The following is a 15144-nucleotide window of genomic DNA, read 5'->3' as shown; positions in this document are numbered from 1 at the left end:
TCACACGCGCTCGATGATCGTGGCGATGCCCATGCCCGCGCCGACGCACAGGGTGGCGAGGCCGTAGCGCAGGTTGCGGCGCTCGAGCTCGTCGAGCAGCGTGCCCAGGATGATGCAGCCGGTCGCGCCGAGCGGGTGGCCCATGGCGATCGCGCCGCCGTTGACGTTGACCTTCTCCGCCGGGATCTCGAGGTCACGCATCCACTTCAGGACCACCGACGCGAACGCCTCGTTGAGCTCGAACAGGTCGATGTCGTCGACCGTCAGCCCCGCCCGCGCGAGCGCCTTCCTGGTCGCCGGCGTCGGCCCGGTCAGCATGATCGTCGGCTCGCTGCCGGTCACCGCCATCGACACCACGCGCGCGCGCGGCCGCAGCCCCAGCTTGGCCCCGATCTGCTCGCTGCCGAGCAGCATCAACGCCGCCCCGTCGACGATCCCCGACGAGTTGGCCGCCGTGTGCACGTGCTCGATCTTCTCGACCCAGTGGTACTTCTGCAGGGCCACCGCGTTGAAGCCGCCGAGCTCGCCCATCTTGACGAACGAGGCCGGCAGCGCCGCCAGCGACTGCACCGTCGACTCCGGCCGGCGGTGCTCGTCGCGGTCGAGGATCGTCACGCCGTTGATGTCCTTGACCGGCACGATCGATCGCGCGAAGTAACCCTGCTTCCACGCGTGCTCGGCCCGGCGCTGCGACTCGACCGCGAACGTATCGACGTCCTCGCGGCTGAATTTCTCGAGCGTGGCGATGAGGTCGGCGCCGATGCCCTGCGGCACGAAGTAGGCGTCGTACGCGGTGGTCGGGTCCTGGTGGTACGCCCCGCCGTCGGCCCCGATCGGCACGCGCGACATCGACTCGACCCCGCCCGCGACCACGAGGTCGTCCGACCCCGACGCGACCTTGGCCGCCGCCGTGTTGACCGCCTCGAGCCCCGAGGCGCAGAAGCGGTTCATCTGCACCCCGGCGACCGTCTCCGGCAGACCCGCCACCAGCGCCGCGGTGCGGGCGATGTCGCCGCCCTGCTCGCCCACCGGCGAGACCACCCCGAGCACGATGTCGTCGATGCGCTCGAGCAGGAGCCCCGGGTTGCGCGGCACCAGCTCGTGGATGAGGCCCACGACCAGGTCGACCGGCTTGGTGCCGTTCAGCGCCCCACCCTTCAACTTGCCCCGGGGGGTGCGCATCGCGTCGTAGATGAACGCGCTCTTCGCCATGGGAGCAACCTAGACGACGGCGATAATTTTTACAACGAATTAAAAAATCACCGTGACGATGCTTGACTCACGGACCCGAGGTGGTTTCTCCTCTGATCTCCGATCAAGGGGGCGACATGGCCATTCGCTTCGACATCGAGCCGGAGATCGCGGCGCTGGCGGAGCGCACCCGCGAGTTCGTGCGTGACGTGGTGATCCCCGTCGAGCTCGAGATCAAGGGCTCGCTGCACGACGCACGCGACGCCGAGGCCGTGCGCGCGCGCCTGCAGGCCGCAGCGCGCGCCGCCGGTCTGCTCGCGCCGCACGTCGGCGAGCGCTGGGGCGGCCGCGGCCTCGACGTGCGCGGGCAGGCGATCGTCTTCGAGGCGGCCGGCTATTCGTTGCTCGGGCCGCTGGCGCTGAACATCTCGGCGCCCGACGAGGGCAACATGCACCTGCTCGAGCGCGTGGCCACACCGACGCAGCAGGAGCAGTTCCTCGCGCCGCTCGCGGCCGGTCGCGTGCGCTCGTGCTTCGCCATGACCGAGCCGCCGCCGGGCGCCGGCTCCGACCCGCGGGCCCTCGCCACCACCGCCACGCGCGTCGCCGGCGGCTGGCGCATCGACGGCACCAAGTGGTTCATCACCGGCGCGCGCGGGGCCGACTTCGCCATCGTCATGGCCCGCACCTCCGGCGCGCCCGGCGACCGCGGCGGCGCCACCATGTTCCTCGTCGCCGGCGACAACCCCGGCATGCACATCGTCCGCGACCTCGACACCCTCGACCACGGCCTGTTCGCCGGCCACAGCGAGGTCTATTTCAACGAGTGCATCGTCGGCGACGACGCGGTCCTCGGCGAGGTCGACCGCGGCTTCGAATACGCCCAGGTGCGGCTGGCGCCCGCTCGCCTGACGCACTGCATGCGCTGGCTCGGCCTGGCGCGCCGCGCCCACGACCTCGCGCTCGGCCACGTCACCCGCCGCGAGGGGTTCGGCAGCAAGCTCGCCGAGCTCGGCATGATCCAGCAGCAGCTGGCCGACAACGAGATCGACCTCGCCGCCAGCCGCGCGCTGATTCATCACACCGCGTGGGTCCTCGACACCCACGGCGGCGACCCCGGCACCGCCTCGTCGATCGCCAAGACCTTCGTCTCCGAGGCCGTCGGACGGATCGCCGACCGCGCGATGCAAATGGCCGGAGCCGTCGGCACCTCCGGCGACCTCCTGCTGTCTCGCTACTGGCGCGAGATGCGACCGTTCCGGATCTACGACGGCCCGAACGAGACGCACCGCTGGTCGATCGCCAAGCGCAGCGTCGCAGCCTTCAAGAAGCGAGACGGCGCGTGAACCCGCCCGGGCTCGACCTCGCGGCGCTGCACCGATACTTCGCCCGGCGCGTGCCGGACTACGGCGGCCAGCTCGAGGCGCAGCTGCTCGCCGGCGGCAAGTCGAACCTCACCTATCGCCTGCGCGACGGCGTACACGACTGGGTGCTGCGCCGGCCTCCCCTCGGCACGCTCACGCCGAGCGCCCACGACATGGCCCGCGAGTTCCGCGTCGTCGCCGCGCTCGGACCCACGCGCGTGCCCGTGGCCCCGGCCGTGCTGCTGTGCGACGACACCTCGGTGCTCGGGGTGCCGTTCGCGGTCACGCAATTCGTGGCGGGTCGCGTGATTCAGAGCGCCGAGGACGCCGCGACCTTGAGCCCCGACGAGCAGCGACAATGCGGGCACCAGCTCGTCGACCGCCTGTGTGAATTGCACGCGGTCGACCCGTCGGCCGTGGGCCTCGACACCTTCGGCCGCGCCGAGGGTTATCTCGAGCGGCAGATCCGCCGCTGGATGGACCAGTGGGAGCGCGTGCACACCCGCGACATCGCCGAGCCCGTCGAGCTGGGCGGCCGCCTGCGCCTGGCCCTGCCCGCCCGCAGCGACCGCTCGATCGTGCACGGCGACTACCGCCTCGACAACGTGATCCTCGCGCCCGACCGGGTCGAGATCGCCGCGATCGTCGACTGGGAGATGTGCACCCTCGGCGACCCACTCGCCGACCTCGGCCTCGCGCTGGTCTACTGGGACCCGCTCACCGAACCTGTCCTCGGGGTCAGGCACATTCGCGGTACCGCCAATCATTTTTTAGATGCGGACGACATGGCGGCCCGCTATTCACAGCAGTCCGGTCGCGCGCTCACGGACCTCGACTTTTACATGGCGCTGGGCTTCTTCAAATTGGCCGTGATCGCCGAGGGCATCCACCAGCGCTACCGCGCCGGCCTCACCGTCGGCGACGGCTTCGCCACCACCGGCGACGCGGTGCTGCCCCTGCTGCGCGCGGGCCTCGAGCGGCTGCCCGCCTGAACGCGAGCCGAGGCTCCTACCCCTCGATCTCGCGCTTGAGCGCCTTGCGGGTCTTCTCGCCGTACGGCGGCTTCAGCCCGGCGAGCCCGGCCAGGTCGAGATTCGGCTGGCGGTACACCGCCTTCGTGTGGCTGAACGTCTTGAAGCCGTCGAAGCCGTGGTAGCTGCCCATGCCGGACGGGCCGATGCCGCCGAACGGCAGGTCCTCGGCCATCGCGTGGAAGATGACGTCGTTGAGCGTCACGCCGCCCGACACCGTGCGCTCGACCACCCGGCGCTCCTCGTCGGGGTCCGTGCCGAAGTAGTACAGCGCGAGCGGGCGTTCCCCGGCGTTGACGTGAGCGATCGCCTCTTCCGTGCGATTGTACGTCATGATCGGCAGGATGGGCCCGAAGATCTCCTCGCGCATCACTCGCATCTCCGGCGTGGTGTTGCGAATGATGTGGAGCGGCATCTTGTTGCCGGACGCGGCGGCGAAGTCCTCGTTACCCGGGTTGACGGCGATGACCTCGGCGCCCCTGGCCTTCGCGTCGTCGATGAGGCCCTGCAGGCGCTCGCGGTGGCGTGAATCGACCACCGACGTGTAATCGTCGTTGGCGAGCAGCGTCGGGTACAGGCGGGCCACGGCCTGCTGCAGCGCGGCGACGACGCTGGCCTCCTTGGCCTTCGGTACCAGCAGGTAGTCGGGCGCGAGGCAGATCTGGCCGGCGTTGAGCATCTTGCCCATGGCCACGCGCTCGCTGGTGCGGGCCAGGTCGGCGCTCTCGCCGACGATCACGGGCGACTTGCCGCCGAGCTCGAGCGTCGTCGGCACCAGGTTGTCGGCCGCGGCGTGCAGCACGTGGCGAGCGATGCCGGTGCCGCCTGTGAAGATCAGGTGGTCGAACGCGAGGCCGGCGAACGCCTTGCCGACGCCGGGGCCGCCGAGGACGAACGCGAGCTCGTGCTCGGGGAAGTACTGCGCCGCCAGCTCGCGCATCGTCTCGGCGGTGCGCGGCGTGTACTCGGACGGCTTGACCATCGCCCGGTTGCCGGCGGCGAAGATCTGCGCGAGCGGGGCGAAGGTCAGGTAGACCGGGAAGTTCCACGGCGAGATCACGCCGATCACGCCCTTCGGCTGGTATTCGACGTGAGCGCGCGCGCCGAGCAGGGCCAGCGGGAAGTCGAGCTTGCGCTTCTCGGGCCGCATCCAGCGATCGACGTTCTTGAGCGCGTGCTTCAGCGACTTCACCGTCGACATGATGTCGGTGACCATCGATTGCGTCGCCGAGCGGTGGCCGAAGTCGGCCGACAGCGCCTGGGCGAAGCGATCCTTGTTGCTGACCACGAGGTCGATGGCGCGCTGCAGCCGCTGCTTGCGGATCGGCGCGCCGACCGGCAACTCGGCGGTGAACGTCTCGCGCTGGCGGCGGAGGATCTCGCGCATGCGCGCGATCTGGGCCTCGTCGGTGGCTGTCTGCTCATTGTCCATGGTCGTGCTCCTCGGTGCGGCGATCGTGCTACGAATTGAATCAGCGGACCGCGCGCTCGCGGCCGTGCCAGTACGGGCCCAGCGCCGGCGCGTCCGGGCGCTCCGCGGCGTGGGTCCGAATCACGGACGAGACGGTGGTCATGACGCAGCCCCCTGCTCGAGCGGACGCAGCCGGCGCAGGTGGAAGAACAGCGGCGCCCGGTCGCCCTTGCGGTCCATGACGCCGAACACTCGGTCGTCGTCGATCTTGCGGAAGTGATCGAAGATCGGGTGCTTGTCGTAGATCATCGTCGCCGTCGCGGCGCCGCGGTAGTGCACCAGCCGCAGCGAGGCCTTGCCGAGGATCGGGCTGGCGACCCGCCGGCCCCCCTCGTCGCGGGTGACGATCGGGTCGACGTCGTCGTCGTCGTGAAACGACTTGCCGACCCACCCGACCGCCGCCAATTGCTGCTCGCCCGGGTGCCCGGTGCGCAACACCCCGCCCTCCCACTCGCCGTGCATGAACGCGGTGTCGATCGGCGCCAGCGCGTCGAACAATTGGTGCAGCGCGTCGACCGTGCTCTCGCGGTCGCCGGCGATCAGCTCGAGAAGGGCGTTCGTGGCGCTCATGGACTCTCCGTCGCGGTCATGCCATTCGCAGAACCGGCTTGATGACCCGCCCGGCCAGCATGTCGGCCGCGGCCTGGTTGATCTGCTCGAAGGGATAGGTGGTGACGAGCTCCTCGAGCGGCAGCTCGCCGCGGCGGTACCACGCGATCATCTGCGGGATGAAGCTGCGCGGGTCGGCGTCGCCCTCGACGGTGCCGCGCACGCTGCGGCCGCTCACCATCATGGCGTTGAGGTCGAGGGACAGCTTGGCCCCCCGCGGGCTCAGCCCGGCGAGCGCGAGCCGGCCGCGCGGGCGGAGCAGCGAATAGGCGGCCTCGATGACCTCCGGGTTGCCGGTGTTGTCGAACGCGAGCGTCAATCCGCGGAGGTGCCTGAGCGCCGGCCCCAGGCCTTCGGAGGCGCTGTCGACGACCTCGGTGGCCCCGAGCGCGCGCGCCGTCACCAGGCGGTCGGGCCGGACGTCGACGGCGACGATCTGCGAACAGCCGGCGATCTTCGCCGCCATGACCGCCGCGAGGCCGACGGTGCCGCAGCCGAAGATGCCGATGACGTCGCGCGGCCCGGCCTGCAGCACGTTCATCACCGCGCCCATGCCGGTCTGGACGCCGCACGCGAGCGACGTCATGAGCGCGCCCGGAAGGTCGTCGTCGAGCCGCACGAGGTTGGTGGTGGCGGCCACCGCGTGGCTGGCGAACGCCGACTGCGCGAAGAAATGTCCGGTGATCGGCTGCCCGCCGCGCGAGATGGGCGACGAGCCGTCGAGGCGGCGCGCGAACAGGTTGAACTCGCGCGCGTGCCGGCAATAGCCCGGCAGCTCGGCGGTGCAATTGGGGCACTGCCCGCACGCGCCGAAGCTCATCACCACGCGCTCGCCGACGGCGAATTTGCTGACGCCGGCGCCGAGCTCGACGATCCGCCCGACGCCCTCGTGCCCGAGCACCGCCGGCAGCGGCGTCCCGTAGTAGCGATCGCGGGCCGAGAGGTCGGTGTGGCAGATCCCGCACGCCTCGACCTCGACCAGTACTTCGCCCGCGCGCGGGCCGTCGAGCTCGCACTCCTCGATGCTGAACGGCTCACGCTCGCGCGCGACGGCGGCGCGGATCTTCATGCGGTCTCACCGATCCGCCCGAGCAGCCGATCCGCCAGCCTGGCGCGCTGATGGGCCGCGTCGCCGAACAAGACCTCGTTGTGCTTCTGCCGCTTGAACCACAGATGCACAAAACACTCCCAGGTGAAGCCGATGCCGCCGTGCAGCTGCACCGATCGCCCGGAGCAATACGACGCCGCGTCGCTCGCCGCCGACTTGGCCATGCGCGCGCCCACCTCGGCCGCGCCCGGCTCGTGGTCGAAGGCGCAGGCGGCGTCGTACAGCAGCGAGCGGGCCGCGTCGATCTTCACCATCATGTCGACGAGCGGGTGCTTGACGGCCTGGAAGAACCCGATCGGCCGCTCGAACTGGACCCGCGTGCGCGCGTACTCGGCGGTGGTCTGCAGCTGCCACTCGGCCGCCCCGACCATGTCGGCGGCGAGGATGGTCAAGATCGCAGGCTCCGCCGCCGCCAGGGCCCGCGCGCCGTCCCCGGGCGAAACGATGACTCGCTCGGCCGGCACGGCGACGTCGCGCAGCTCGACGTGGGCCTGGTCGCGGGTGAGGTCGACGATCGCGTCGGGCACGATCGTGACGCCCGCGGCGTCGACGTCGACCGCGTAGAGCCCGACCCCGCGCGACGACCTCGCCTTGACCAGCAACACGCCCACCTTGCGCGCGTCCTGCACGAACCACGCGGTGCCGTTCAGCACGCCGGCGTCGCTCGCGGTCACGTCGCAGTCCCCGGCCTCCCACGACCCGCGCCGATCGGTGATCGCCAGGCTGACCGAAAGACCAGCCGCGATCCGCCGCAGCAATTGCCGCGCGGCGTCGCTGTCGCACGCGGCCGCGACGTAGGTCGCGCACAGCGTCGCGATCAGCGGCGACGGCGCCGCCGCGCGCCCGACCTCCTCGACCAGGCCGGCGATCGCCACCAGCCCCATGCCGAAGCCGCCGAGCGCCTCGGGCACGGCGACGGCCGTCCAGCCGAGGTCGAGCATCTTGCGCCACAGCGCCTCGTCCCACACGCACTCCGACGCGCGCGCCGGCTCGGAGCTGGCGGCCACCAGCCGGTGCAGCTGCTCGGGCGAGCAATGATCCTGCAACAGTCGCCGCGCAGTGTCCTTGAGGATCTGCGCCGTCTCGTCGAAGCCGAAGTCGTGCGGTCGGGTCATTGTTGTTTATGGAAAGGTCACTTCGACTTGGCCAGGCCGAGCACGCGCTCGCCCAGGATATTGCGCTGGACCTCGTTCGACCCGGCGGCGATCGTGAAGCCGTACGAGTTCATGTAGGCGTGCGGCCAGCGCCCGGCCGCGGGCGCGTGCGCGTCGGTCTGGTGCAGCGTCGCTGCCGCGCCCTCGATCTCGCAGGCCAGCCGCGCGGTGTCCTGCAACAATTCCGAAAGCGTCAGCTTGTGCTGCAGCGGCAGGCGCAGCGGGTGGTCGGTGAGGGCCCGGACCGCCGCGCGCCGCTCGTTCTGCGCGAACGCTCGCTCGCGGATCAGCATCTCGACGATCGCGTCGCGCAGCCGCGGGTCGTCGCTCGCCGGCTTGCCGGCGCGATGGCAGCGCTTCGCCAGCTCGACGAGCCCCGACGCGCCGAGCGTGGCCGCGTTGTCGTCGCCGACGCCGCCGCCGGACGACGGGGTCACCAGCGAGCCCGCGCCGCGCTCGTGCAGCAGCGTCGTCATCGCCACCTGCCAGCCGCGGCCGACCTCGTCGAGGCGCAGGTCGTCGCCGATCGGGTAGTCGTCGAACAGCACCTCGTTGAAGCCGAGCTCGCCGGTCATCTTGACCAGCGGGCGGATCGTCAGGCCCTTGCCGACCCCCGCGCGCACCGGCGCGACGAAGTAGGTCATGCCCTCGTACTTGCGCCCGCGGTCGGTGCGACACAGCAGGATCATCCACGTGGCGAAGTGCGCCAGCGTGGTCCACACCTTGTGCCCGCGCACGCGCCAGCCCTCGCCGTCGCGCTCGGCGAAGGTCTGGACATTCGCCAGGTCGGAGCCCGCGCCCGGCTCGCTGAAGCCCTGACACCAGATCTCCTCGGCCGCCAGCAGCGGCGGCAGCAGGCGCCGCTTCTGCGCCTCGGTGCCGTGGTGCACGATCGTCGGCGCGGCCATGCCGAGGCCGACGATGTTGGGGAAGAACGGCGCGCCCGCGGCCTTGAGCTCGTGGTTGGCGATCCGCTGGCAATCGCGCAGGCCGCCGCCGCCGTACTCGCCCGGGTAATCGCAGCCGACCAGGCCGGCCGAGTACGCGGCCTTCTGCCAGGCGCACAGGTACTCGAGCTGCTCCTCGGTGGCGATCTCGAGCGGCCCGAGCGGCAGGCGGAAGCTCGGCCGGGGCGGCAGGTTGCCGGCCAGCCACGCCTTGCAATGGGCGCGGTAGGCCGCCTGTTCGGGGCTCTCGCTGTGCGCTGATTCCGTCATCTCGTCAGCCTGCGTTCGTCCAGTCCCAGTCGTCGGCCGATGATCTCGGCCATGATCTCGCTGGTCCTGCCGAAGATGCGAGTGACCCGCGCGTCACGGTACATGCGACTGATCCGGTACTCTTCCATGTAGCCGGCGCCGCCGTGCAGCTGCAGGCACTCGTCGATGACGCGGCCCTCGAGCTCGGTCGCCAGCATCTTGGCGCCGCTGGCGACCTCGGCCGTCAGCGCGCCGGCGTTGGCCAGCATCACGCAGTGGTCGACGTGGCTCTGGAGGGCGTCGATCTCGGCGCGCATGCGGGCCAGGCGGAAGCGCGAGTTCTGGAACGTGCCGATCGGTCGGCCGAAGGCGGTGCGCTCCTTGACGAACTCGAGGGTGACGGCGAACGCGACCTGGGCGTGGGCGATCGAGCCGATTGCGATCTGCAGCCGTTCGACCGCCAGCGCCTGGGCGAGGTAACGGAAGCCCTGAGTCGGGTCGCCGAGGACGTTCGCCTTCGGCACGACGACGCCGTCGAAGAACATCTCGGCGGTGTCCTGGGCGTCGAGGCCCAGCTTGTCGAGCTTGCGGCCGCGCTTGAAGCCCGCCATTCCCTCTTCTACCACGAACAGGCCGATCGCGTGCGACCCGCCCCCGGACTTGGCCCCGGACCCGCTCCCGGTCTTGGCGGCGACGACGACGAGGTCGGCGAGCAGCCCGTTCGAGATGTACGTCTTCGAGCCGTGCAGGACCCAGTGGTCGGCGTGCTCCTCGGCGCGGGCCTGCATGCCGGCGAGGACGGAGCCGGCGGCCGGCTCGGACATGGCGACCGCGAGGATCTTCTCGCCGCGCACTGCCGGGGGCAAAAACCGCTGCTTCTGCGCCTCGGTGCCGTGCTGACCGATGTACGGCGCGACCACGCGCGAGTGCAGGGTGAGGCACAGCCCCGGGTCGCCGTGCAGAAAGTTCTCTTCCTGCACGATCTGCTCGTATCGCATATCGTCGAGCCCGAGCCCGCCGTACTGCTCGGGCGCCCACATCAGCAAGTAACCCTGTTCGCCGGCCTTGCGGAAGATCCCGCCAATGCTGTGCCCGACGAGACCACCAATGTTGCCACCGTCGGCGCGGCGGCGCCGACAATCCGTGAAGTCCCCGTCCTCATGGTGCCTCCCTCTCTTCGCGTGCGCTCACCTCTCGCGTCGACCGGGCCGCGGACCGCTCTCGTGGCATCCTGCGAACTGAACTTCGCAGTTTTCGCCATTCATGGCGCCACTCGGAATCCCGCGTATAGCTTTGAAATTCCTCATGAAATAAATCAGCCTGCATTTACTTGCTGGCGACTAGCAAGTATACAGATCGCACACCAGACCGTCAAGCGGCCCGGGGGAGGTGCGTTTTCGAGCAGCGAGAAGGCCGGTAGGTCTCCGGCCTTCACACCGTGGCTGTTCGCGGCAGTCTCTGCAGTCCGGTGAATCGGCGGTCTTCCAATCGTGACGCGCGCGCGGCTATGATCGTCGGATCGCGATGGGCCTGCTCGATCCGATCCCCCCGCCGTACGACCCGCTCGAGTGGGCCACCCGGCCGTTGCCGGACAAGAGCCAGATGGTGTGTCGCTCGTGGGCCCTGCAGGGTTACGGCACCCCCGTCGCGGTCTACTTCGTCTACCTGCTCAAGGTCGGGCTCTACGTCGGTGGGTGGATCTTCTTCTGCGGGTTCACCCCGGGCATCGGCGAGCTGGGCGCGATCGGGCAATGGTGGCTCGAGCCGGTCGCGTTTCAGAAGGCGATCGTGTGGAGCCTGTTGTTCGAGGTCCTCGGCCTCGGTTGCGGCAGCGGGCCGTTGACCGGGCGCTACTTCCCGCCGATCGGCGGGTTCCTCCACTTCTTGCGCCCGGGCACCACCAAGCTGCCGCTGCTGCGCGGCCTCCCGCTGGTCGGCGGCGCGACCCGCGGCGCGCTCGACGTGGCGCTCTACGCGGTGCTGTTGATCAGCCTGGTGCGCGCGCTGGTGGCCCCGCAGCTCGACGCGGCGCTGTTGCTGCCGCTGGTCGCGCTGGTGCCGCTGTGCGGCCTGCTCGACCGGACCGTCTTCCTGGCGGCGCGCGCCGAGCACTACTGGGTCATGCTCGTCGTGTTCGCGTTCGCCAGCCCGTGGCTCGCCGGGGCCAAGGCGGTGCAGGCGGCGCTGTGGTTCTGGGCCGGGGTGTCCAAGCTCAATCATCATTTCCCGGCCGTGGTGTGCGTGATGACCAGCAATTCGCCGGTCACGCGCTTCGCGTGGATCCGCCGCCTCGTCTACCGCAATTATCCCGAGGACCTGCGGCCGTCGCGGCTGGCCACGGTGATGGCTCACGCCGGCACCGCGCTCGAGCTCTCCGTGCCGATCGTCCTGCTCCTCGGCGACGGCGGTGTCCTCACCACCGTCGGCCTGGCGATGATGGTGATGCTGCACGGCTTCATCCTCAGCACCGTGCCGATGGGGGTGCCGATCGAGTGGAACGTGGCCGTGCTGTACGGCGGGTTCTTCCTGTTCGGCGCGCACGCCGACGCCAGCGTGCTCGCGCTCGCCGACACCCCGCTCCTGGCGCTGTTCGTCGGCCTGTTCGCCGTGGGCCTGCCGCTCTACGGCAACCTTGTGCCCCACCGCATGTCGTTCCTGCTGGCGATGCGCTACTACGCCGGCAACTGGCCCTACTCGGTGTGGCTGTTCCGCGGCGACAGCCACAAAAAGCTCGAGCGCCTGCGCAAGTCTTCGAAGTGGTTGTACGACCAGCTCGACATGTTCTACGAGCGCAAGATCTCCGTCGGCCTCGTCGGCAAGGTGATCGCGTTTCGCCTGATGCACCTGGCGGGGCGCGCGCTGTGTCGATTGGTCCCGCGCGCCGTCCCCGATCCGTCCGAGTACGAATGGGTCGACGGCGAGCTGGTCGCCGGCCTCGTGCTCGGCTGGAACTTCGGCGACGGCCACCTCCACGACGAACAGCTGATCGCCGGCGTGCAGGCGCAGTGCGGCTTCGGGCCCGGCGAGCTGCGCTGCATCATCGTCGAGTCGCAGCCGCTGCACCGCCAGACCATGCAGTGGCGGATCCACGACGCCGCCGGCGGCGAGCTCGCGCGCGGCGAGATCGGCATCGCCGAGCTCCGCGAGCTGCAGCCGTGGTCGTTCGACCCGCCGGCCGGGCCGTCGCGCGAGCCTGTGTGACTCTCCGGTCGCCCTCGAGTCGGTTCGTCCAACCCCCGCAGGAGCAGCTGGGCGGTCGCGGCGATCCGATTGCCGGCGAACGCCTGGGTCAAGTCGCCAGGCAACCCCGCTCGGACCGGCCCGTCTCGCCCAGCCTGTTAACTCACACTTCGCTGCCCAGCCCTTACCCCGGCGGCGAGACCAGCTCGCCTCGGCGAACCCATCAAGTCACCGAGCAATGGCAGCGACCAGCCCTCCCCGGCGAGACCGCCCATCTGGCTCTCCACGCGCCCGGCCACGGCGAAACCAAATAAAAAAGCCCCCTTCTTTCGAAGGGGGCATAGCGCTGGCGGCGTCCTACTCTCCCACAGGGTCGCCCCTGCAGTACCATCGGCGCTGGAAGTCTTAACGACCGAGTTCGGGATGGGATCGGGTGTGGCCCTTCCGCCATAGCCACCAGCAAAACTTGTTCGACGAGCTGCGGGTCCGGCGGCCGCCCTGTGAGGGGTGGCCGAGTCGTACTCGCAAAGAGATTGTGCGCTGTGCACGGGGCTCCGGTTCGGAGCGGGCCATTTGGCCTTCGTGCGTGTGTCGCTCGGAACCTCGGACTGCAAACCGCCACACGGGAGCGGTGCCCAAGGTCAAGCCGAACGGTCGATTAGTACCGGTTAGCTCCGCGCGTCGCCGCGCTTCCACACCCGGCCTATTAACGTCGTCGTCTACGACGGACCTTCAGGGAATCCTCATCTTGTGGTTGGCTTCCCGCTTAGATGCTTTCAGCGGTTATCCGTTCCAGACATGGCTACCCGGCGATGCTCTTGGCAAAACAACCGGAACACCAGGGGTCTGTCCATCCCGGTCCTCTCGTACTAGGGACAGCTCCACTTCAAGATTCCTGCGCCCACGGCAGATAGGGACCAAACTGTCTCACGACGTTTTGAACCCAGCTCGCGTACCGCTTTAATTGGCGAACAGCCAAACCCTTGGGACCTACTACAGCCCCAGGATGCGATGAGCCGACATCGAGGTGCCAAACCACGCCGTCGATGTGAACTCTTGGGCGTGATAAGCCTGTTATCCCCGGAGTACCTTTTATCCGTTGAGCGATGGCCCTTCCATTCAGAACCACCGGATCACTAAGGCCCACTTTCGTGCCTGCTCCTCTTGTATGAGTCGCAGTCAAGCTCCCTTATGCCTTTACACTCTTCGGCTGGTTTCCAATCAGCCTGAGGGAACCTTTGCGCGCCTCCGTTACTCTTTCGGAGGTGACCGCCCCAGTCAAACTACCCACCAGGCAGTGTCCCGGACCAGGCTCACTGGTCACGGTTAGGCTTTCAGACTTCTCAGGGTGGTATTTCAACGTTGGCTCCGTGGAACCTAGCGGCCCCACATCATAGCCTCCCACCTATCCTACACAGACAAGTCCGAAAACCAGTGCCAAGCTGCAGTAAAGGTTCACGGGGTCTTTCCGTCTTGCCGCGGGTACGGGGCATCTTCACCCCGATTTCAATTTCGCTGAGTCCCGGGTCGAGACAGTGGGGAAGTCGTTACGCCATTCGTGCAGGACGGAACTTACCCGCCAAGGAATTTCGCTACCTTAGGACCGTTATAGTTACGGCCGCCGTTTACCGGGGCTTCGATTCGATGCTTCGCTTGCGCTGACATCTCCTGTTAACCTTCCGGCACCGGGCAGGCGTCAGACCCTATACGTCGTCTTGCGACTTCGCAGAGTCCTGTGTTTTTGGTAAACAGTCGCTACCCCCGATTCTCTGCAACCCCCAAAGGCTCATGGCGCGAGGCCCGTCACCCTCAAGGGCACACCTTCTCCCGAAGTTACGGTGTCAATTTGCCGAGTTCCTTAACCCGAGTTCTCTCAAGCGCCTTGGGATGTTCTCCCCACCCACCTGTGTCGGTTTACGGTACGGTCAGCACAGCGGTACACTTGTACGATGCTTTTCTTGGAAGCTTGGACTCACCGAGTTGTCCGCCTTGCGGCGACCCTCATCACCTCTCGGCGTTGCCCGCGCGTTTGTGGCCAGATGCCTCCTACGCGAGCCGCCTACCGGCTTGAACGACCATCCAACAGGTCGCTCGGCTATCCTCCTCCGTCCCACCTTACAAAACCATCCGTGCTGGTGCAGGAATGTTCGCCTGCTTCCCATCGACTACGCATTTCTGCCTCGCCTTAGGGACCGACTAACCCTGAGAAGATGATCTTTACCCAGGAACCCTCGGGTTTACGGCGACCGGGTTTTTCACCCGGTTTATCGCTACTCATGCCAACATCAGCTCTTGTCTGCGCTCCAACGCTCGTTTCCGTACGCATTCACCGCACAGACAATACTCGCCTACCGCCTGCCTTTCGGCAGACCCGGAGCTTCGGTTCATCACTTAGACCCGTTGAATTTTCGGCGCAGGTTCACTCGACCAGTGAGCTGTTACGCTTTCTTTAAAGGATGGCTGCTTCTAAGCCAACCTCCTGGCTGTCTGAGTGCTCCCACATCCTTTACCACTTAGTGATGAATTGGGGACCTTAGCTGCCGGTCTGGGTTCTTTCCCTCTCGGCAATGAAACTTAGCTCTCACTGCCTGAGTGCCAGCCTGTTGTCATCGGTATTCGGAGTTTGGTTGGGTTCGGTAAGATTGTGGTCCCCCTAGCCCATCCAGTGCTCTACCCCCGATGCAAATCGGCTGACCCCATACCTCAATATGTTTCGGCGAGAACCAGCTATCTCCCAGTTTGATTAGCCTTTCACTCCTATCCACAGGTCATCCCCCATATTTTCAACTATGGTGAGTTCGGCCCTCCACGCAGTCTTACCCGCGCTTCAGCCTGCCCAT

At 68.1% G+C, this 15144-nt stretch carries 9 protein-coding genes, 2 rRNA genes and 1 pseudogene (1 of these 12 only partly in view); 3 read left to right on the top strand and 9 right to left on the bottom strand.

All coding sequences use genetic code 11. The annotated features are described in order from the left end of the window. Nucleotides 1-1212, bottom strand: a complete 1212-nt coding sequence (locus K7C98_RS05210) for an acetyl-CoA C-acetyltransferase (protein WP_224190397.1) — start codon at nucleotides 1210-1212, stop codon at nucleotides 1-3. A 116-nt stretch (nucleotides 1213-1328) separates the two neighbouring features. Between K7C98_RS05210 and K7C98_RS05205 the strand changes: the two genes are divergently transcribed. Together K7C98_RS05205 and K7C98_RS05200 are read left to right on the top strand one after the other, a co-directional pair. Next, nucleotides 1329-2537 (top strand): acyl-CoA dehydrogenase family protein, encoded by a 1209-nt coding sequence (locus tag K7C98_RS05205; protein ID WP_224190396.1) that lies wholly within the window; start codon nucleotides 1329-1331, stop codon nucleotides 2535-2537. Continuing rightward, the gene (locus K7C98_RS05200; RefSeq protein WP_224190395.1) at nucleotides 2534-3547 is read left to right on the top strand and encodes a phosphotransferase family protein; all 1014 of its coding nucleotides are present in this window, start codon (nucleotides 2534-2536) and stop codon (nucleotides 3545-3547) included. Before K7C98_RS05205 ends, K7C98_RS05200 begins: the two co-directional genes overlap by 4 nt. A gap of 16 nt (nucleotides 3548-3563) precedes the next feature. Here K7C98_RS05200 and K7C98_RS05195 read toward each other — a convergent pair whose 3' ends face one another. The 6 genes and pseudogenes from K7C98_RS05195 to K7C98_RS44625 form a co-directional block, all read right to left on the bottom strand. Then, nucleotides 3564-5018 carry a coniferyl aldehyde dehydrogenase gene (locus K7C98_RS05195; RefSeq protein ID WP_224190394.1) on the bottom strand — a complete coding sequence of 485 codons (1455 nt, stop codon included), beginning with the start codon at nucleotides 5016-5018 and terminating at the stop codon, nucleotides 3564-3566. Nucleotides 5019-5156: 138 nt separating this feature from the next. Then, a complete protein-coding gene (locus K7C98_RS05190; protein ID WP_224190393.1) occupies nucleotides 5157-5627 on the bottom strand; it encodes a DUF4334 domain-containing protein in 471 nt (156 codons plus the stop codon). 16 nt (nucleotides 5628-5643) lie between these two features. After that, the gene (locus K7C98_RS05185; protein WP_224190392.1) at nucleotides 5644-6735 is read right to left on the bottom strand and encodes an NAD(P)-dependent alcohol dehydrogenase; all 1092 of its coding nucleotides are present in this window, start codon (nucleotides 6733-6735) and stop codon (nucleotides 5644-5646) included. Then, the gene (locus K7C98_RS05180) at nucleotides 6732-7889 is read right to left on the bottom strand and encodes an acyl-CoA dehydrogenase family protein (RefSeq protein WP_224190391.1); all 1158 of its coding nucleotides are present in this window, start codon (nucleotides 7887-7889) and stop codon (nucleotides 6732-6734) included. Before K7C98_RS05180 ends, K7C98_RS05185 begins: the two co-directional genes overlap by 4 nt. Before the next feature lie 17 nt (nucleotides 7890-7906). After that, nucleotides 7907-9145, bottom strand: a complete 1239-nt coding sequence (locus K7C98_RS05175) for an acyl-CoA dehydrogenase family protein (protein ID WP_224190390.1) — start codon at nucleotides 9143-9145, stop codon at nucleotides 7907-7909. After that, a pseudogene (locus K7C98_RS44625) lies at nucleotides 9142-10200 on the bottom strand (acyl-CoA dehydrogenase family protein); the annotation flags it as partial. The gene K7C98_RS05175 and the pseudogene K7C98_RS44625, both read right to left, overlap by 4 nt. 448 nt (nucleotides 10201-10648) lie before the next feature. Between K7C98_RS44625 and K7C98_RS05165 the strand changes: the two are divergent. Beyond that, nucleotides 10649-12325: a DUF3556 domain-containing protein gene (locus tag K7C98_RS05165; protein ID WP_224190389.1), complete on the top strand. Its 1677-nt coding sequence runs from the start codon at nucleotides 10649-10651 to the stop codon at nucleotides 12323-12325. 323 nt (nucleotides 12326-12648) lie between these two features. Here K7C98_RS05165 and rrf read toward each other — a convergent pair. Together rrf and K7C98_RS05155 are read right to left on the bottom strand one after the other, a co-directional pair. Next, nucleotides 12649-12765 (bottom strand): 5S ribosomal RNA (gene rrf / locus K7C98_RS05160). Between the two features lie 176 nt (nucleotides 12766-12941). Next, nucleotides 12942-15144 (bottom strand): 23S ribosomal RNA (locus K7C98_RS05155); it runs 740 nt beyond the window's last position.

Origin of the sequence: Nannocystis pusilla, from assembly GCF_020073745.1 — a bacterium.
Lineage (GTDB): Bacteria > Myxococcota_A > Polyangia > Nannocystales > Nannocystaceae > Nannocystis > Nannocystis radixulma.
Note: the sequence above shows the minus strand (reverse complement) of the source record. Positions and strands in the feature narration are given on the sequence as shown.

Excerpts from the sequence above, each read along its gene's own strand:
- K7C98_RS05210 (WP_224190397.1), bottom strand. The coding sequence starts at position 1,212 with ATGGCGAAGAGCGCGTTCATCTACGACGCGATGCGCACCCCCCGGGGC.
- K7C98_RS05205 (WP_224190396.1), top strand. The coding sequence starts at position 1,329 with ATGGCCATTCGCTTCGACATCGAGCCGGAGATCGCGGCGCTGGCGGAG.
- K7C98_RS05195 (WP_224190394.1), bottom strand. The coding sequence starts at position 5,018 with ATGGACAATGAGCAGACAGCCACCGACGAGGCCCAGATCGCGCGCATG.
- K7C98_RS05190 (WP_224190393.1), bottom strand. The coding sequence starts at position 5,627 with ATGAGCGCCACGAACGCCCTTCTCGAGCTGATCGCCGGCGACCGCGAG.
- K7C98_RS05185 (WP_224190392.1), bottom strand. The coding sequence starts at position 6,735 with ATGAAGATCCGCGCCGCCGTCGCGCGCGAGCGTGAGCCGTTCAGCATC.
- K7C98_RS05180 (WP_224190391.1), bottom strand. The coding sequence starts at position 7,889 with ATGACCCGACCGCACGACTTCGGCTTCGACGAGACGGCGCAGATCCTC.
- K7C98_RS05175 (WP_224190390.1), bottom strand. The coding sequence starts at position 9,145 with ATGACGGAATCAGCGCACAGCGAGAGCCCCGAACAGGCGGCCTACCGC.
- K7C98_RS05165 (WP_224190389.1), top strand. The coding sequence starts at position 10,649 with ATGGGCCTGCTCGATCCGATCCCCCCGCCGTACGACCCGCTCGAGTGG.